The 15,303-nt window shown below is 60.6% G+C and carries 22 protein-coding genes, 1 pseudogene and 1 riboswitch; of the genes and pseudogenes, 8 read left to right on the top strand and 15 right to left on the bottom strand.

Annotated elements, in window-relative coordinates; genetic code table 11:
• Positions 1-10: 10 nt before the first annotated feature.
• From Q5H33_RS04925 to Q5H33_RS04860, 14 genes are all read right to left on the bottom strand, one after another.
• Positions 11-304: a hypothetical protein gene (locus Q5H33_RS04925; RefSeq protein WP_302423323.1), complete on the bottom strand. Its 294-nt coding sequence runs from the start codon at positions 302-304 to the stop codon at positions 11-13.
• Positions 301-804, bottom strand: a complete 504-nt coding sequence (locus Q5H33_RS04920; RefSeq protein WP_021913192.1) for a hypothetical protein — start codon at positions 802-804, stop codon at positions 301-303. The genes Q5H33_RS04925 and Q5H33_RS04920 overlap by 4 nt, the downstream gene beginning before the upstream one ends.
• Before the next feature lie 138 nt (positions 805-942).
• The gene (locus Q5H33_RS04915; RefSeq protein ID WP_302423322.1) at positions 943-1,515 is read right to left on the bottom strand and encodes an exonuclease domain-containing protein; all 573 of its coding nucleotides are present in this window, start codon (positions 1,513-1,515) and stop codon (positions 943-945) included.
• A gap of 1 nt (position 1,516) precedes the next feature.
• Positions 1,517-1,870 carry a hypothetical protein gene (locus Q5H33_RS04910; RefSeq protein WP_302423320.1) on the bottom strand — a complete coding sequence of 118 codons (354 nt, stop codon included), beginning with the start codon at positions 1,868-1,870 and terminating at the stop codon, positions 1,517-1,519.
• A 19-nt stretch (positions 1,871-1,889) separates the two neighbouring features.
• The gene (locus Q5H33_RS04905; RefSeq protein ID WP_038444744.1) at positions 1,890-2,156 is read right to left on the bottom strand and encodes a hypothetical protein; all 267 of its coding nucleotides are present in this window, start codon (positions 2,154-2,156) and stop codon (positions 1,890-1,892) included.
• On the bottom strand, positions 2,153-3,121 hold the full coding sequence (locus Q5H33_RS04900) for a hypothetical protein (RefSeq protein WP_302423319.1): 969 nt from the start codon (positions 3,119-3,121) through the stop codon (positions 2,153-2,155). Before Q5H33_RS04900 ends, Q5H33_RS04905 begins: the two co-directional genes overlap by 4 nt.
• A gap of 20 nt (positions 3,122-3,141) precedes the next feature.
• Entirely contained in the window at positions 3,142-3,549 is a 408-nt protein-coding gene (locus tag Q5H33_RS04895) for a hypothetical protein (RefSeq protein ID WP_021913280.1), read from the bottom strand.
• Positions 3,549-4,094 (bottom strand): single-stranded DNA-binding protein, encoded by a 546-nt coding sequence (locus tag Q5H33_RS04890; protein WP_302423360.1) that lies wholly within the window; start codon positions 4,092-4,094, stop codon positions 3,549-3,551. Before Q5H33_RS04890 ends, Q5H33_RS04895 begins: the two co-directional genes overlap by 1 nt.
• 8 nt (positions 4,095-4,102) lie before the next feature.
• Complete coding sequence (locus Q5H33_RS04885; protein ID WP_021913278.1) at positions 4,103-4,705, bottom strand: hypothetical protein; 603 nt, start codon at positions 4,703-4,705, stop codon at positions 4,103-4,105.
• Between the two features lie 303 nt (positions 4,706-5,008).
• Positions 5,009-5,266, bottom strand: coding sequence for a hypothetical protein (locus tag Q5H33_RS04880; RefSeq protein WP_038444751.1), 258 nt, complete (start codon positions 5,264-5,266; stop codon positions 5,009-5,011).
• Complete coding sequence (locus Q5H33_RS04875; RefSeq protein WP_021913276.1) at positions 5,263-5,457, bottom strand: hypothetical protein; 195 nt, start codon at positions 5,455-5,457, stop codon at positions 5,263-5,265. Before Q5H33_RS04875 ends, Q5H33_RS04880 begins: the two co-directional genes overlap by 4 nt.
• 1 nt (position 5,458) lies before the next feature.
• Positions 5,459-5,659, bottom strand: coding sequence for a hypothetical protein (locus Q5H33_RS04870; RefSeq protein ID WP_302423317.1), 201 nt, complete (start codon positions 5,657-5,659; stop codon positions 5,459-5,461).
• A 20-nt stretch (positions 5,660-5,679) separates the two neighbouring features.
• A complete protein-coding gene (locus Q5H33_RS04865) occupies positions 5,680-5,889 on the bottom strand; it encodes a helix-turn-helix domain-containing protein (protein ID WP_021913274.1) in 210 nt (69 codons plus the stop codon).
• 14 nt (positions 5,890-5,903) lie between these two features.
• Entirely contained in the window at positions 5,904-6,146 is a 243-nt protein-coding gene (locus Q5H33_RS04860) for a hypothetical protein (protein ID WP_021913273.1), read from the bottom strand.
• 121 nt (positions 6,147-6,267) lie between these two features.
• Here Q5H33_RS04860 and Q5H33_RS04855 point away from each other — a divergent pair, with 121 nt between their 5' ends.
• The gene (locus tag Q5H33_RS04855; protein WP_021913272.1) at positions 6,268-6,627 is read left to right on the top strand and encodes a hypothetical protein; all 360 of its coding nucleotides are present in this window, start codon (positions 6,268-6,270) and stop codon (positions 6,625-6,627) included.
• Between the two features lie 85 nt (positions 6,628-6,712).
• A complete protein-coding gene (locus tag Q5H33_RS04850; protein WP_021913271.1) occupies positions 6,713-7,372 on the top strand; it encodes a hypothetical protein in 660 nt (219 codons plus the stop codon).
• Between the two features lie 40 nt (positions 7,373-7,412).
• Here Q5H33_RS04850 and Q5H33_RS04845 read toward each other — a convergent pair whose 3' ends face one another.
• Positions 7,413-8,681 (bottom strand): site-specific integrase, encoded by a 1,269-nt coding sequence (locus Q5H33_RS04845; RefSeq protein ID WP_038444753.1) that lies wholly within the window; start codon positions 8,679-8,681, stop codon positions 7,413-7,415.
• Between the two features lie 385 nt (positions 8,682-9,066).
• A riboswitch (TPP riboswitch) is annotated at positions 9,067-9,180 on the top strand.
• Between Q5H33_RS04845 and Q5H33_RS04840 the strand changes: the two genes are divergently transcribed.
• The 6 genes and pseudogenes from Q5H33_RS04840 (at position 9,171) to Q5H33_RS04815 (ending at position 15,212) form a co-directional block, all read left to right on the top strand.
• On the top strand, positions 9,171-10,055 hold the full coding sequence (locus Q5H33_RS04840) for a hydroxyethylthiazole kinase (RefSeq protein ID WP_302423316.1): 885 nt from the start codon (positions 9,171-9,173) through the stop codon (positions 10,053-10,055). It overlaps the preceding riboswitch by 10 nt.
• A gap of 143 nt (positions 10,056-10,198) precedes the next feature.
• Positions 10,199-10,948, top strand: a pseudogene (locus Q5H33_RS04835) (thiamine phosphate synthase); the annotation flags it as partial.
• Positions 10,949-11,082: 134 nt separating this feature from the next.
• Positions 11,083-11,925 (top strand): bifunctional hydroxymethylpyrimidine kinase/phosphomethylpyrimidine kinase, encoded by an 843-nt coding sequence (gene thiD, locus Q5H33_RS04830; protein ID WP_003810900.1) that lies wholly within the window; start codon positions 11,083-11,085, stop codon positions 11,923-11,925.
• A gap of 97 nt (positions 11,926-12,022) precedes the next feature.
• The gene (locus Q5H33_RS04825) at positions 12,023-12,388 is read left to right on the top strand and encodes a thiamine-binding protein (RefSeq protein WP_003810902.1); all 366 of its coding nucleotides are present in this window, start codon (positions 12,023-12,025) and stop codon (positions 12,386-12,388) included.
• 102 nt (positions 12,389-12,490) lie between these two features.
• Positions 12,491-13,534: a LacI family DNA-binding transcriptional regulator gene (locus Q5H33_RS04820; RefSeq protein ID WP_033499933.1), complete on the top strand. Its 1,044-nt coding sequence runs from the start codon at positions 12,491-12,493 to the stop codon at positions 13,532-13,534.
• A 346-nt stretch (positions 13,535-13,880) separates the two neighbouring features.
• Positions 13,881-15,212 carry an MFS transporter gene (locus Q5H33_RS04815; RefSeq protein WP_302423315.1) on the top strand — a complete coding sequence of 444 codons (1,332 nt, stop codon included), beginning with the start codon at positions 13,881-13,883 and terminating at the stop codon, positions 15,210-15,212.
• Positions 15,213-15,303: the final 91 nt, after the last annotated feature.

Genomic DNA, 15,303 nt, shown 5'->3' with positions numbered 1-15,303 from the left:
GTGGTTGGCGTCAGTCATCGCCGGCGATGATGAGGTTGTGGCATCCGTCGACGACGAATTCCCTGCATTCGGTCTTCCGCATGCGCGCCCTGCCGACCGCCCGCCATCCGTTGATGGCGAACAGCACGGTCAGCAGCAGGAACAGCAGGGACAGCAGCCAATGGCCGCCGGCGAGCGCCATTCCCGTGGCGGCGCCTTCCAGGCCGATGGAGATGGCTGTGAGGGTGTATGGTTTTGGGTCCATGTCGGCGTCTTCGGTGATGGTCATGATGATTCCTTTGTGTTCCGTGTCGTGGTCGGTCATCGGATGCTCCTTTCGGCTTGGCGCATGATGTGCATGGTGTCGGCGGCGGAGCGTTGGATGAATTTTTCGACCATCTGCGGGGTGGCGTTGCGTGGCAGTGGGTTGATGCAGGGGCCGTCGTCCAGGCGTTGCATGAGGCGGATGACCTTGCGGCGGCGTTTGGGCGTGAGGGTAACGTGTCTTTCGACGGCTCTGACGATCACCAGCCGGTCGCACCGGTAGCAGCCGTCGAAGTCCTCGTCGGAGGCTTCGAGTTCTCCGACTGGGCGCACCTGGTACACGTCGCCCTTGCCGTACATTGACGCGTAGAGGGCGGCGTAGTCGCGGTATCTGGTGCAGTACACCTGTTCGGGGTGTCCGGTGCCTTCGATGGCGTCCGCGCCTTTTTCGCGTCTGGCGCGGCAGATCGGGCAATCGTCGTAGTTGTCGCGGCTGTGGCCTGGTTCGATGCTGTCGCCGGGTTGGAGGTCGGGGGCTCCTCCGTGGTAGAGCACGCTCATTGTGTTTCCTTTCGTGGTTGGTGTCATTTCCGTGGTCCCGCAGGGCCGTCGTGGTCTCCGCCGAGCCATGCGATGAAGACCGCGGTGAGCAGGATGAATGCGGCTAGTCCGTCCATCGTCCGCGAGCGCCTTTCCGTTTCATTTGCCGCTGTCCTTGAGTTGGATGGTTTCGAGGTAGTGGCGGTAGTCGTGGATGTCTCTGGTGATGCAGTCCTCGACGCGGTGGCGTCCTTCGTGGTGGCTGGTGTATGGGTCGGGGCCTCCGAGGATGGCGACGAGGCGTCTGATGGTGGTCAGGTCGAGTTTTCGGCGGCTGAGCGGGCTGGTGTCGATGGCGAGGAGTCCGAGGAATCCGAGGTCGAAGTCGACGTTGGTGCCGGTTGGTACGAGCTGGAACCGTTGTTCGAGTGATTCGAGGTATTCCTCCGCGGCGTTGCCTACGGCGGCTGGGCCGTTCTGGCGCGTGCTGGCGGCGCGGACTTCGGCGATGAGGCCGTTGGCTGTGTGGTGCTCCCATGCCCAGGGTGTGATGCGGCTGATGTCGAGGATGTCGGGTTTGACGATCGCGTGGAAGGCGCCGTAGTCCTGGGTGGCGGTGCTGTCGGTGCAGGCCATGCCGATTTCGAGGATCTGCGCTGTGGTGCGGTCGGGGCCGGTGGTCTCCACGTCGATCCATAGGAGCGCTTCCGGCTTGGTGCTGGTGGTGGTCATGCTAGTCGTCCTCTCCGTCGAGCGGGATGGTGAGGATGTGGTCCATGAGGCTTTTCCTCTTGGCCTTCTCGGCGAGGAGACGGTCGGGTTGTTCGAGGTTCTCGCATGCGTTGCGCATGCTGTGCGCCCTGTCGGTGACCTTGCGGTTGAGGTGCAGGATGAGGCTGGCGGCCTCGTCGACGATGATGTCGTCGCTGCCGATGAGCGATGCCGCGTACGCGTCGAGGCGTCCGGCGGCCTGCTGCAGGCCGGTGACCAGCCTGTCGAGCTGGGCGGCCGCGTCGAGGCGTCCGAGGCTCCTGTCGAGGTCGGCCGCGGCCTGTCCGGATTCGGTGGTCTTGTTCTGTTCTTCCATGGTGTTTTCCTTTCGGTGTTCAGGATTTCCGTTCGAGCGTGAGGATCGATTCGAATGGCGGCAGGAGGATGTTGTCCCTGTCGGGCGCGGTCAGCAGGATGACCGGGAAGCCGATGGCCTCGTCGACCAGGTATGGCATCGGCAGGCCGTTGCGCGTCGGCATGGGCGCGAAACGTCCGTCGACCACTCCGGTCGGCGTGTATGCGACGTACCGCATGCCGTCGAGCTGGGATTCGTCCATGCGCCGCCAGTCGACGTGGGCGAACACGTGGCCGTTGCCCCTCATGCTCCGCCTCCCTCCGGCACCGGTGCCGCCATGTCGGCGAGCGCCTTGGATGCCTTGTCTGGGTCGAGGCCGTTGTTGAGCATGTCGGCGAGGGCGCAGGCGGTTTCGTCGGGTGTGGCGGTGGTGTCGGTGCGGTCGAGCAGGCCGAGGACGTGGCCGCATGCCCAGGTGTGCGTGTGTGGCTTCGGCTCGGGGGCGGGTTTGCCGGAGTGGGCGGGTCGGCCTTCGGCGAGTTGTCGGGATTCGCTGCGAATCCACTCGAAGAAGGCGTTGTCGAGTCCGTCGAGCGTGGAGCGGTAGCCGTAGTGTTCCAGTCCTTTGGCGTGGAGCTTGAGACGGAAGGTGGTGGCGAGTTCGTCGAGGTCGACGCGTGGCCTGCCCTGGGCGGCGAGTTCGTCTGCGACTCCCTGGTGGGCTTCGGTGGGCGTCCACGTGTCGATGAGCTCGCGTTCCTTGCGTTCCTGTTCGGTTTCGTTCACGGGCGCGCACTCTCTCACGACGTTAGGAGTGAGAGAGTTTTGGTTTTGGTTTTGGTTTTGGTTTTGGTTAAAGGTCACGCGTGAGTCACATGTGACCTTGGTTTCGGTCACGTGTGACTGCGTGGCTTCGGTGGTTTCGGTGTTCCTGCGGCGGCTCCTGGCCTTGCGCTGGCGTGCGTCCTCCTTGGATTTCTCCACGTCCGCCTTGCTGTTCTGCAGGTCGAGATAACCGTGGATGGTCCAGCCGTCATCGTCCTGGTCGAGCAGACCGAGGCCGACGAGCCTGCCGATGGACTCCTCGTCGAAGCCGAGGTTGAAAAGCATGTCGTCCTCGGTGAGTCGTCCGTCGGTGAGCTTGTCGCTGCAGAAGCTGATGGCCATGATCCAGTCGGCGAGCGCCTGTGGGTCCTTTCTGGCGATCTTGCGGATCTTGGTGTTGCGCCAGAGGCCGTTGGACAGGCGTGCGTATCCTTCGTTGTTTGCCATGTCGTGTCCTTTCGTGCCCGCTACCGGTGGTCGGCCTGTTCGATGCGGATGGTGATGTGGTAGGTGGTCTTGTCCGGGCTTGGCGTGCCGGGCCGGTAGTCGGGGCCGATGATGTATTCGGCGTTGTCGTCGGGCCACATGCCGGCCTGGGTTCCCGCGTCGAGGATGGCCTTGACCATCGGGGCGGCGTTTTCGGGGTCGAATCTGCCGTGTGTGAGCGGGTGGATGATGGCGGTGACGTGCACCGGCCAGTCGGTCTCCGTGTCCGCCGGACGCTTGCCTCCGTTCCGGTTGATGTGGTCGAGGAAGATGAGATGGGCGATGCGTTTGACGGTTTTCTTCCGCTGGTATGGCGTCACCCATGTGCGGCTTCGGCGGTTCTGGGTCCACCAGATGTGCCTACTGATCGGGATGTCGATTTCGATCATCAGAATTCGGGCTCCTTCTCCACGTCGTCTCCTGGAGTGCCGAAGGCTCCGAAGGCGGCTCCTCCGTCGGTGGGCTGTCCCCATGGGTCGGTGGCTGGAGCCTGCGGGCCGGCAGTCGGCACCGTGGCTCCGAAGGACGCGCCTCCGGTGTATCCGCCCGCCGGCTGGTGGCCCTGCTGACGGCTGATGCGGGTGACCTGCGCGGTGGCGTAGCGCAGGCTTGGCCCGATCTCGTCCAGCTGCATTTCGATGACGGTGTGGTTGGCTCCCTGCTCGTCCTGCCATGAGCGTTGCGTGAGCCTGCCTTGTGCTATGACGCGCATGCCTTTTGACAGGGTCGAGGCGATGTGCGTGGCGAAATCCCCCCACGCGGTGCAGCGCAGGAAGAGCGCCTGCCCGTCGGTCCACTGGTTCGTCTGCTTGTCGAAGACGCGTGGCGTGGACGCGACGGTCACGTTGCATACCTGCTTGCCGGACTGGGTGGTGCGCAGTTCGGGATCCGCGGTGAGGTTGCCGACGATGGCGAGTGTGGTTTCTCCGGCCATGGTGTCCCTCACGCCTCCATCGGACGGCAGGACGCGTAGACGAGCGTGGGTCCGTCCGGTTCCGGTGTGGTGATGACCGCATCGAAGCGTCCGCTCGGACGGAAGGCCGCGAGCTTGCCGGTGCGGATGCGCTGGCGCATCTGGCGGGCGCGTTCGCGCGGGTCCTTCTGGTCGGCGAAGGTCTTCACGCACGCCCACCGTCCGGCGTGGCGGCGGAGCTGCTCGGCAACGCCGAAGTAGCGTGGATTCGGCGTCCTGTTGGGCTGCATGTCGCGTGGGATCTGGTCGAAGTCGACGAACACGAGCTCATCCCCATCCCCGCCGAGCGGCTCATGCTCGGGTTCGGCGGTGACGACGATCGGCTCATGACGCTCCGGAGCCGGATACGGCACGGGCTTCGAGGCGTCCACCCGTCCGCCGGTCACCTTGGCGATGGCCTCGTCGATGCTGAGACGGTCGTTCTTGGCGATCGCCAGCGACGCATGCGCGGCCACGCTGGAATCGATCCGCCTGGACCTCCAGCGGAAGGCGCTGGTGTACTCGCTCTTGCTCAGATCTCGGCGCGGGGTCGCGCAGCGTTCTGCCTGTTCCTGGTCGCTTGCCTTTGGCATTTTTGTGTCCTTTCTGTTGTCGTTGTGACGTTTGGCGGATGCCGTCCGCTGGAGCCCCGAAGAGAAGTGACGAGAGAAGACTCCATCGTTCCCGCGCGGCGAAGCTGAAGGGAAAGCCGCCGGGTGGCGTTGACGGCCGGCATCCCAGTGCCGGAGGGAGGATTCGAACCTCCAGGGGCGTCGTGTCCGATTGGTCGTGGCTGTGTGTATGCAATCCGCGCAATGTGCGGGAAAGTAATGGATAAGGAGATTCAGCCACGCACCGTCGGACCGATTGGTCCCGTCCTTGTTCTCCGGCCGGTGTCAGACGCCGAGCATGGACTCGAGTCTGGCGGCCATGTCAGGCCTCCGTCCGGCCGCCCACGCCATCGCGATGGGCGGGGTGGCCACGGTCAGCCATACGAAGGCCGCGACGTGTTCGAGCGGGTGGTGGCACGCGTCGGTGCCGAACAGCACCCACAGGCACAGGCCCGCTGAGAGAGCTAGGAGGAGGATGGCCGCCATGCGCGGCTTCTCCGCTGGTTTCTCGTCGTCCTCTCGTCGGAAGTCGCTGTCGGTCATTTCCGTTCCCTTTTCTGGTCGAGTTCCTTGATGACACGTCCGCATTCGCGGCGGATGCGCTGCACTTCGGTCTTGCCGAGGATGATGTCGAAGTGTCCCGTGGAGGTGCGGAAGCTCATCTGCGCCATCGCTCGCCCGGCCTTGTCGGCGAATGTCCTGATCTCGAATCCGCCGTCGTCCATCCAGCTCATCTCACAGCTCCTTGTTGATCGCGTCGACGACGATGTCCACGAGGTCGGCGACGCAGATGTCGACATAGCCGACGATGTGGCCGAGCGGACGGCTCGCGTCGATCTCCTCCCATTCACCGTTGACGGCGGGCCTGATGGCGTCGCCGCACTGGTCAAAGTCGTCGAAGATTGCTTTGACGCATTCCTTCCTGATGTCCTTCATTTCGTGTCCTTCCGTGTTTTTCAGATTCCGTGTTTCGCTTTGGCGTCGAAGTCCTGCAGGCTCGCGACCTTGACGAGGCGCTTGCCGTGCGGGCCGTTTGGTTGTTTGATCTTGACCTTGCCTTCCTTCGCCATCTTCATGAGCGTCTTCTCGCAGAGCCCGACCATTTCCGCGGCCTCCTTGAGTGGCACCCAGATCATGTATTTCGGCGGTTCCATCACATCGGCCATCGTCCCCACCTCCCTCACGCCGCGTCGGCGAGCGCCACGGGGACCATGGGGACTCCGGTGGCGAGTCCGAATCCGTCGACGATTCTGGAAAATTCCAGATACGAGGGGCAGGCGCCTTCGCACAGTTCGTCGAACCTTTGCTGATTGAGTCCGCAGGCCGCGAGAAACGCTTCGTGGCTGAGGTTGCGTTCCTTCTGGAGGTTGTCGAGGAATCCAGGAGAGATTCTCAAAGCTTGCAGTTTGTTTTCGTCTGCCATGTCATCCGTCCTTTCAAACGTTTTCCGTTTCTGGAATACAAATTACCACTGATGGAAAAAATATGCAACTCGATGTGGTACAGTATTTTCCATAAACGGAAAATCTGGAAAGGAGGTGAACATGAAAAATTCATTTGAGGAATGGGTGCAGGAGATCGCCGAAGGCGCAAGCAATCGAGAGATCGCGATGAAGGCCGGTATCCCAATGACCACATTCCACCGCAAATGGACCAAGGGTGAATTCACCGCGGAGGATGCCGTGACGATCGCTCGAGCGTATGGGCGCAATCCAATCGAAGCGCTTGTCGAACAGGGGACGCTCACGCCGGACGAAGTCCACAACGCCGGTGTCCACCCAATCGAGGAATTCACGATGCTCGAGCTCAGCCGTGAGATGCTCAGGCGCGTGCAGCAACAAGCCGCCGTGCCGGATTATCTCTCGGAGCCAATGGATGGCACGAGCGGAAAGAAGTCCGACTGAACGACACACCCCTGCAGCTACTTTGCGGCAGGGGTGTTGTCTTATCTAAGCTTGGAACGGGCATCAGAGAAGAGAAAGGGACGCCATGTCATCGAAGAATGGTCTGAAAATCCACCAGCCACACAAGCTGGAAACGAAAATCAAAGCTCTGACGAAAAGCGACGTAAGCTTCAAGTCCGCGGCATGCGTATGCGTCGCCTTGTTCTGCGCCGCCGTACTGGCCACGGCTCCAATCGCCTACACTGCAGGCACCAAGTCGGCGGCCACGAAGGAAGTGGCACAGAGCATGGCGGCGGACAACAAGGATTACGCGAAGCTCATCAAGAAATACAACAGCCTCGTGGATGAGTACAACGGGGTCGCCGACGACTACAACGACGCCAAGGATGCAATCGCCGAAGCAGACAACGTGAAGGCCGGCATCAAGGACCTCAATTCGCAGCATGACGAGCTGCAGAAGAAAGTGGACGCGAAGAAGGCCGAGCTGCAGTCCCTGACCGGTCAGGTGGACCAGGCGAAAAAGAATTCCATCTCCGACGGCGTGTGGCAGGTCGGCAAGGACATCGACGCCGGCACATACCGCGCCACAAGCCAGGTGGGAAGCGACTGCTATTGGGAGATCTCCACCGATAACGGCGACAACATCATCCAGAACGACTTCCCTGGTGGCGGTTATCCGGAAGTGACGGTGAGTAATGGTCAGCAGTTAAAGATCAGCTCATGCGGCACTCTCACCAAGCAGTAATCACGAAGCCCGGCCCGATGAAAGCCGGGCTTTACCGTATCTACTCCCCCATCGCCTCTAGTTCGGCGAGCCGCGCGCGCAGCCTGGCGATCTCCTGGTCACGCTCGGACGCCTTCGACGCCTTGGACGGATCGAGCGTGGCGGCCACCTTGTCGGCGAGCGCCCGCTGTCTTTTTTCGGTGGTGCGCTGGTAGTGGATGGCCATGTTGGGTGTGGTGTGTCCGGCGGCGGCCATGAGTTCGCGGACGGTGGCGCCCTGTTGTGCGAGCATGGTGAGCGCGGTGACGCGCAAATCGTGGAATCTGAGGTCGTCGCGTCCGGCCTTGTGGCGGGCGGCTATGAAGTCGCTGCGCATGCTCGATAGTGCGATCGGCGAATTTCGGTCGTGGATGATGCTGATTCGTCCACGGAAGATCCATGCGTCCGGTTTGTCCTGGACCCATCTGTCGAGGTGTGCTTTGATTTCCGGGATGACGGATTCCGGCAGTGGCTCCGTGCGTCGGCTGGCCGGCGTCTTCGGGTCGCCGGCGATCGAGCGTTTCTCGGCGAGTCTGGTCCGGCGGATGGTGATGGTGCGGCGATCGAGATCGATGTCCTGCCTTTGCAGTCCGCAGACCTCTCCGATGCGCAGTCCTCCGGCGGCGATGGCGAGCGTGATGGCGAGGCGCAGATGGCGTGGCATGGAATCGTGGATGACTCGGAGCTCTTCCGCGGTGGCCGGTTCGGTCTCACTTCGGCGACGGACTGGTGGGATCCTGACATCGAAAGGCGAGCGCTTGATGACGGAATGGCCGTCGGCGTCCGGTTTGGCGGCGGCGGCGAGTATCTGCCGAAGGTAGAGGAGCCTGACGCGCCGCTCGTGGTCCGTGGTCTCGGCGGCAAGCTCTTGGTCGTATGCTTCAATGTCTTTCGGGCCGATGCGGTCGAGCACCATGTGGCCGAAGCGTCTGCAGAGGATGCGTCCGTAATACTCCGACAGCCGCGTCGTGCCTTCGTGCAGCACTCCCGATTCCAAGCGGACGCGGTTCCACTTGTCCACGAATTCGGCGAAGGTCATGCCTTTCTCCCGCTCACGCCTTCGGATGATCCTCTCGGGCTGCCAGACTCCGGCATCGATTCTTTTTCGCGCTGCGGAGAGCCATGCGGCCGCATCGTCGCGGCCTTCCGGTGTGAGCGGGAAGGTGGTGGTCTGCCTCGCCGCCAGTCCGGGCCATTGTCCGAAGGCGTCCACCGGTGTGGGGTAGGATGCCTCGATGTATTTTGGATTCGACTTGTTTGGCTTGACGACGATCTTGCCGAACCTGCGCATTTCGATTTTCCTTTTTCGTGTCTTCTCGTGATTGGTGGTACCACTCGAGATACCACCTCTAGACTACCTCAGGAGTGGTTTTAATGCGCTTTTTTTCCTAACGTTTCCGTTTGACACGGCGTGGGCGACTGCTTGGAATCGTTGGAATGAAGCCGTTTCTTGGACTTCATTTTATTACGGCAGGCAAAATGTCACGTAAAGCGACTGACTGCGTTCCGTAGGTGATTTTTGCGTTCCGTAGGCGGTCAGCTTCGAATCCGGACACGAGCAAACGCCTAATTCCAGGCATCTCGCCGATGCTTATCCGGCAGCAACCACCTACGGAAGCCCAAAATCACCTACGGAATCGCGCCTGTCAAGGGACGCAGATAGATTAAGCACTGTTGTAAACATGCGGGGGTGCTTGATGGCCAAGTCCATCAAGCTGAGATAGGCATGAACGCCTGACCCTTTGAACCTGTTGGTTAGGACCAACGTAGGGAGCAGATCATGAGCGATGACTCATCCGCCAATGACGCACTCGGCGCATTGCGTGCCGCCATCAAACAAGCCGTCATGGACGTACGCGAGCAGACGCCGCTGGCGCAGTCGTTCACCAATTTCGTAACCATCAATCTGGTGGCCAACGCGCAGCTTGCGGCGGGCGGCACCGCGGCCATGAGCTATCTGCCGGATGATGTGATCGCCACCGCCGAAATCGCCGGATCGAACTACATCAACATGGGCACGTTGCTGCCGTTCTTCAAGGACGCGCTGCCGGAAATCGCGCGCAAACTGCACGAAAACGGCAAGACGTGGGTGCTAGACCCGGTTGCTGCGGGCATTGGCGAAACACGCACGTTCATTCTTGAATCGTTCCGTGACGCGCCTCCGACCATTGTGCGCGGCAATGCGAGCGAGGTCATCGCGCTTGATGCGATGTGGGGGCTGGCCGACGCCGACAGCACTGATCCGACCACGCGTCCGGCTGGAGTGGAGGCCGTTGACGAGGTCGACGCGGCCATCGACGCGGCCAAACGTGTGGCCCGCCATTTGGCGAAGCACTCCCCCGTCGGCAAGGGCGCGGTTGCGGTGTCCGGCGCGGTTGATCTGGTGACCGACGGCGAGCGCACGTTCCGCCTGCCCGGAGGCAGCGCGATGATGACGAAGATCACCGGCGCCGGCTGTTCGCTCGGCGGCGTGACCGCAACGTATCTTGCCGTGGCCGAGCCGCTGGTCGCCGCCCTTGCCGCGTCGCTGCTGTATGATCGTGCGTCCGAAATCGCCGAAGTCAAATCCGATGGCCCCGGTTCGTTCCAGGTGGCGCTGCTCGACGCGCTGCGGAACGTCACCGCCGACCAGGTGGCCGCGTCCGACATCATCGAAACCAACTGACCGCAACGTTCCGTGGATGGTTTCGCACCATCGCAATCGTATATACGGAATATATACGTTCAGTGCGGTGCGACGGAAAATAAACGGAAAATAACAAGACTTCTTCTGGAGCACTTACCCAAAGAACAACAAAGGGGAAACCAATGAATAATTATCCATTCGCCTCGATGCGCGACTGCTTTGATATGAGCGCGTATTTCGTGGTCGGTCCGCAGGATTGCAAGGGCCGGCCGGTGACGGATGTGGTGGATGACGCGTTGCGTGGGGGCGCGACGTTCATCCAATTGCGCGCCAAGAACGCGGATGCGAAGGATATCACCGAAATGGCCCGCGATATCGCGCAGGTCATCAAGAACAGCGGCAAGTCCGATTCCGTGGCGTTTGTGATCGACGACCGCGTGGATGTGGTGTGGCAGGCGCGCGACAAGGGCATCAAGGTGGATGGCGTGCATATCGGCCAGACCGATATGGAACCGCAGGAGGCTCGCGCGCTGCTCGGCGAGGATGCCATCGTGGGCCTGTCCGCCGAGACCGAAAGTCTGGTGAAGCTTATCAACGAGCTGCCGAGCGGCTGCATCGACTACATCGGCGCCGGCCCGCTACATGTGTCCACCACCAAGCCGGAGGCTTCCGTGGGCGGCAACGACGGTTCCGGGCACACGCTTGACGAGGAGCAGATCAACGCGATTTGCGCGGCGAGCGAGTTCCCGGTAGTGGTCGGCGGCGGCGTACATGCCGACGATATGGAGATGCTGGCCCGTTCGAAGGCGGCCGGCTGGTTCGTGGTGTCCGCGATCGCCGGTGCCGACGATCCGGAAGCGGCCACCCGCGAAATGGTGACGCGCTGGAAGGCGGTGCGCGGCGACGCGAAGCACGGCTATGCGCCGCGTGTGAAGTAGTCCGTCGTACAGGAAATCGACAAGCCCGCTGAGATGAGCGAGAAGTTCCGCAAGGGTGGTTCTACACTGTATCAGTGAGCTCAGTGAAGATAATCAATGAATCAGTGAGCCTAATAAGGAGAGTTACCATGACTAGCACATTGCCACCGGTATTGAGCATCGCAGGATCGGATTCGTCCGGCGGTGCCGGCATTCAGGCGGATTTGAAGACCATGCTCGCCAACGGCGTGTTCGGCATGACCGCGATCGCGGCGCTGACCGCGCAGAACACCACCGGCGTGACGATGGTCACCAACACTCCCCCGGAAATGCTTGCGGCGCAGATCGACGCGGTGTTCGAAGACATTCCGCCGGTGGCGGTGAAGATCGGCATGGTGTCCAGCGCCGAGCTCATCACCGTGATCGCCGACCGTCTGACCGCGCACAACGCGAAGAACGTGGTGCTCGACCCGGTGATGGTGGCCACGTCCGGCGCGAAGCTCATCGAGGATGATGCCATCGCGGCGCTGACGTCCAAACTGTTCCCGCTGGCCACCGTGATCACGCCGAACATGCCGGAGACCCAGGTACTGTGCGACTTGGCCGTAGAGCAAGGTGCGGGCGCAATCGACTATGAGAACGGCGAATCCATCTCCACCGAGAACGACATGGTGACCGCAGGTCATCTGCTCGCCGGCCATTTCGGCTGCGCGGTGCTCGTCAAGGGCGGCCACGGCACGCATGACGCGAGTGACGTGCTTGTCGAGCCGGATGGCAAGATCACCTGGTTCCGTTCCCGTCGCATCAACAACCCGAACACGCACGGCACCGGCTGCACGCTGTCTTCCGCCATCGCCAGCCATTTGGCTCTTGGCGAGGCGCTGCCGACGGCCGTCGACCATGCCAAGCTGTACCTGACCGGCGCTTTGGAAGCGCAGCTCGATCTTGGACATGGTTCCGGTCCGATGGACCACGCGTGGAAGTGGCGTTGAACCAAGCCACGCAAACCACGCGAACCACGGCAGCCGTTGGAACAGTACAACAAGTAATCGCACGAAAACACACGAGACAACGCTGAGAAAGGTAATCATGACGCTCGATCGCAACGCAGAAAAGCAGGAAGTGCCCGTCAATCCGGAAACCGGCAAACCGTATATCAACACGCTTGCCGCAGTAGCCATCTCCCCCGCCGGAGCCAGCCCGGAGAAGTCCACGTACGTGGCGCAGGCCGTGGACGTAATCCGTGAATCCGGCCTGCCGAACGAGACGAACGCCATGTTCACCAACATCGAAGGCGACATCGACGATGTGCTCAAGGTGATCCGCGACGCCACCATGAAGCTCGCCGGACAGGGCTACCGCACCGACGTGGTGATCCGTCTCGACATCCGCCCCGGTTTCGAAGGACAGATCCACGCCAAGCAGGAACTGGTAAACGAGATTCTGTCGAAATAACCCCCTTTACAGTGGTGAAACGAAACCATTCCATGTAAAAAAGCACGCTTTTTCTCGAAAAAGGCGCGCTTTTCGTGTTCATTTGGGTATAGTGTTGCGATTATGACGACAATGAAGGAAATCGCCGAACAAACGGGGGTATCCATCTCCACTGTATCCCTGGTGCTCAACGGACGCGACGAAGGCAGGGTAAATCCCGCGCTCGCCAAACTCGTACGCAACAAAGCGACCGAGCTCGGGTACAAAATCAATCCGTTGGCGCGAAGCCTGCGTACCAACAAAACCCGAATCCTCGGCTTCATCAGCGAGGAAGTCGCCACCACACCGTACGCGGGCGGCATCATTCTGGGCGCGCAGGACGCGGCCAGCGCCTACGGCTACATGCTGTTCACCGTCAGCACCGACGGCAAGGCGAGCGAGGAAAACGAGATCGCCACACTGAAAAGGTACGGCGTGGACGGATTCTTCTATTCGAAGATGTCGAACCGCATCGCACATGTTCCCGAATCGTTGAACGAATACCCCGTGGTGATGGTGGACGCCACCGACCACGAGAACAAAGTGCCCAGCATCGAGCCGGACGAGTTCATGATCGGCTACGACGCCACGAATCGGCTGATCCAGGCCGGATGCAAACGCATCGCATACGTGGGTTGCGCGGAAAACATGATCGCGCAGGACGGTCGTCTTGCCGGCTACCGCACCGCGTTGCAGGAGGCCGGACGTGCGTTCAACCCATCGCTGGTATGCAACGTAGTGCACAACGGTCCAGCTTTACGCGCCGTGAACAAGTTGTTCGACGACGAGCATCCGGACGGCTTCTTCTGCTTCAATGATGCGCGCGCCTGGTATGTGTACGAATGCGCGGCAAGAAGAGGGCTTACGGTAGGCAAGGATATTTCCGTGGTCGGCGTGGACAACCACCGCGTGTTCGCAGAGACACTTGAACCGCAGCTGACCACCGTCGAACTGCCACATTACGAAATGGGCTATTGGTCAGCCTGCAAGCTGATTTCCATGATTGAAGGCAAGGATGTGGATACCAGTTCATGTCCATCCGCCAGAGCTTCCCTGCCGCCGCTTGATGCGCCGATTCCGGCGAAGATCCACTGCGCATTGTTGGAAAAAGATTCCGTCATATCCTGATTTTTCTGTTTTTACAACGATTCAAATGCTTACGATTGTTCGCACAGCCATTTTCTATACATGAAAATTGTGCGTTTGTTCACGACACGCCGAATAAAGCAATCGTGCCAACAGTCCGCCAGCAGTTGATTCAGGCTTAATTTCAACTATCCGCAAATCCTTACAAACGTTTGACGTCAAACGATTGACGTCAAACGTTTGACGTAGCAGTTGCAACATGCTATCTTGAAGCCATGTTCGCTTTTCGGCACGGCAGCTGAAATCCGAGCAGACGCAAGCCAAAACAACATCGGAAGCGATCGCTGCCGCGCGGCAGCGGCACCGTGAAGAGAAAAAGAGAATCAAAATGGCAAGTAAAACACGTTCTGTATGGAAGAATCCTTCCTATCTGCAGAGCTCCTTCGGCATTTTCATGTTCTTCTGCTCCTGGGGCATCTGGTGGTCCTTCTTCTCCCGCTGGCTCACTGACCCGACCCACGGTCTGGGCATGAGCTCCGCGGAACAGGGCCAGATCTACTCCATCAACTCCTTGGCCACCCTGGTCATCATGTTCGTTTACGGCACCATTCAGGACCAGCTGGGCATCAAGCGTAAGCTCGTGATCTTCATCTCTGCGGTCGCTGCATGCGTTGGCCCGTTCGTCCAGTTCGTGTACCAGCCGATGCTGACCGCCGGCGGCACCACCCGATTCATCGGCGTGCTTCTCGGCTCCATCGTGCTGTCCGCAGGTTTCATGGCCGGCTGCTCCCTGTTCGAAGCCGTCACCGAACGTTACTCCCGTAAGTTCGGCTTCGAATACGGCCAGTCCCGCGCTTGGGGCTCCTTCGGCTACGCTGTCGTGGCACTGTGCGCAGGCTTCCTGTTCAACATCAACCCGCTGCTGAACTTCTGGGTTGGTTCCATCTGCGGCCTCGGCATGCTGTGCGTCTATGTTTTCTGGGTTCCGGCCGAGCAGAGGGAAGAGCTCAAGAAGGAAGCCGATCCGAACGCGGCTCCGACCAACCCGTCCTTCAAGGAGATGCTCGCTGTTCTGAAGATGCCGACCCTGTGGGTGCTCATCGTCTTCATGCTGTTCACCAACACTTTCTACACCGTGTTCGATCAGCAGATGTTCCCGAACTACTACGCTTCCCTCTTCCCGACCACTGAAATCGGCAACGCCACCTACGGTACCCTGAACTCCTTCCAGGTGTTCCTTGAGTCCGCTATGATGGGCGTCGTCCCGATCATCATGAAGAAGATCGGCGTGCGTAACTCCCTGCTGCTCGGCGCCACCGTGATGTTCGCCCGTATCGGTCTGTGCGGCGTGTTCCATGACCCGGTCTCCGTCTCCATCGTCAAGCTGTTCCACTCCATCGAGGTACCGCTGTTCTGCCTGCCGGCGTTCCGTTACTTCACCCTGCACTTCGACACGAAGCTGTCTGCCACCCTGTACATGGTTGGTTTCCAGATCGCTTCCCAGATCGGCCAGGTGATTTTCTCCACCCCGATGGGTGCTCTGCATGATGCCATGGGCGACCGTCCGACCTTCTTCACCATCTCTGCCATCGTGTTTGCGGCTCTGGTCTACGGCTTCTTCGTCATCAAGAAGGATGATCAGGAAGTCGGCGGCGATCCGTTCTACACTGACAAGCAGCTCAAGGCCATGAAGGCCGCTGGTGCGGAAGTGAAGGCCTGAGTCTCAGCCCGTACTAAGTCGGCGTACGGCGTCGATGGTGGTCGCAACCTACATCCCTTCTCCCGCGATCATCATCGGTACCGTACGCGTC

Source organism: uncultured Bifidobacterium sp. (assembly GCF_959020145.1).
In the GTDB taxonomy this organism is placed as follows: Bacteria; Actinomycetota; Actinomycetes; order Actinomycetales; family Bifidobacteriaceae; genus Bifidobacterium.
This window is presented reverse-complemented; position numbering and strand designations above follow the sequence as displayed.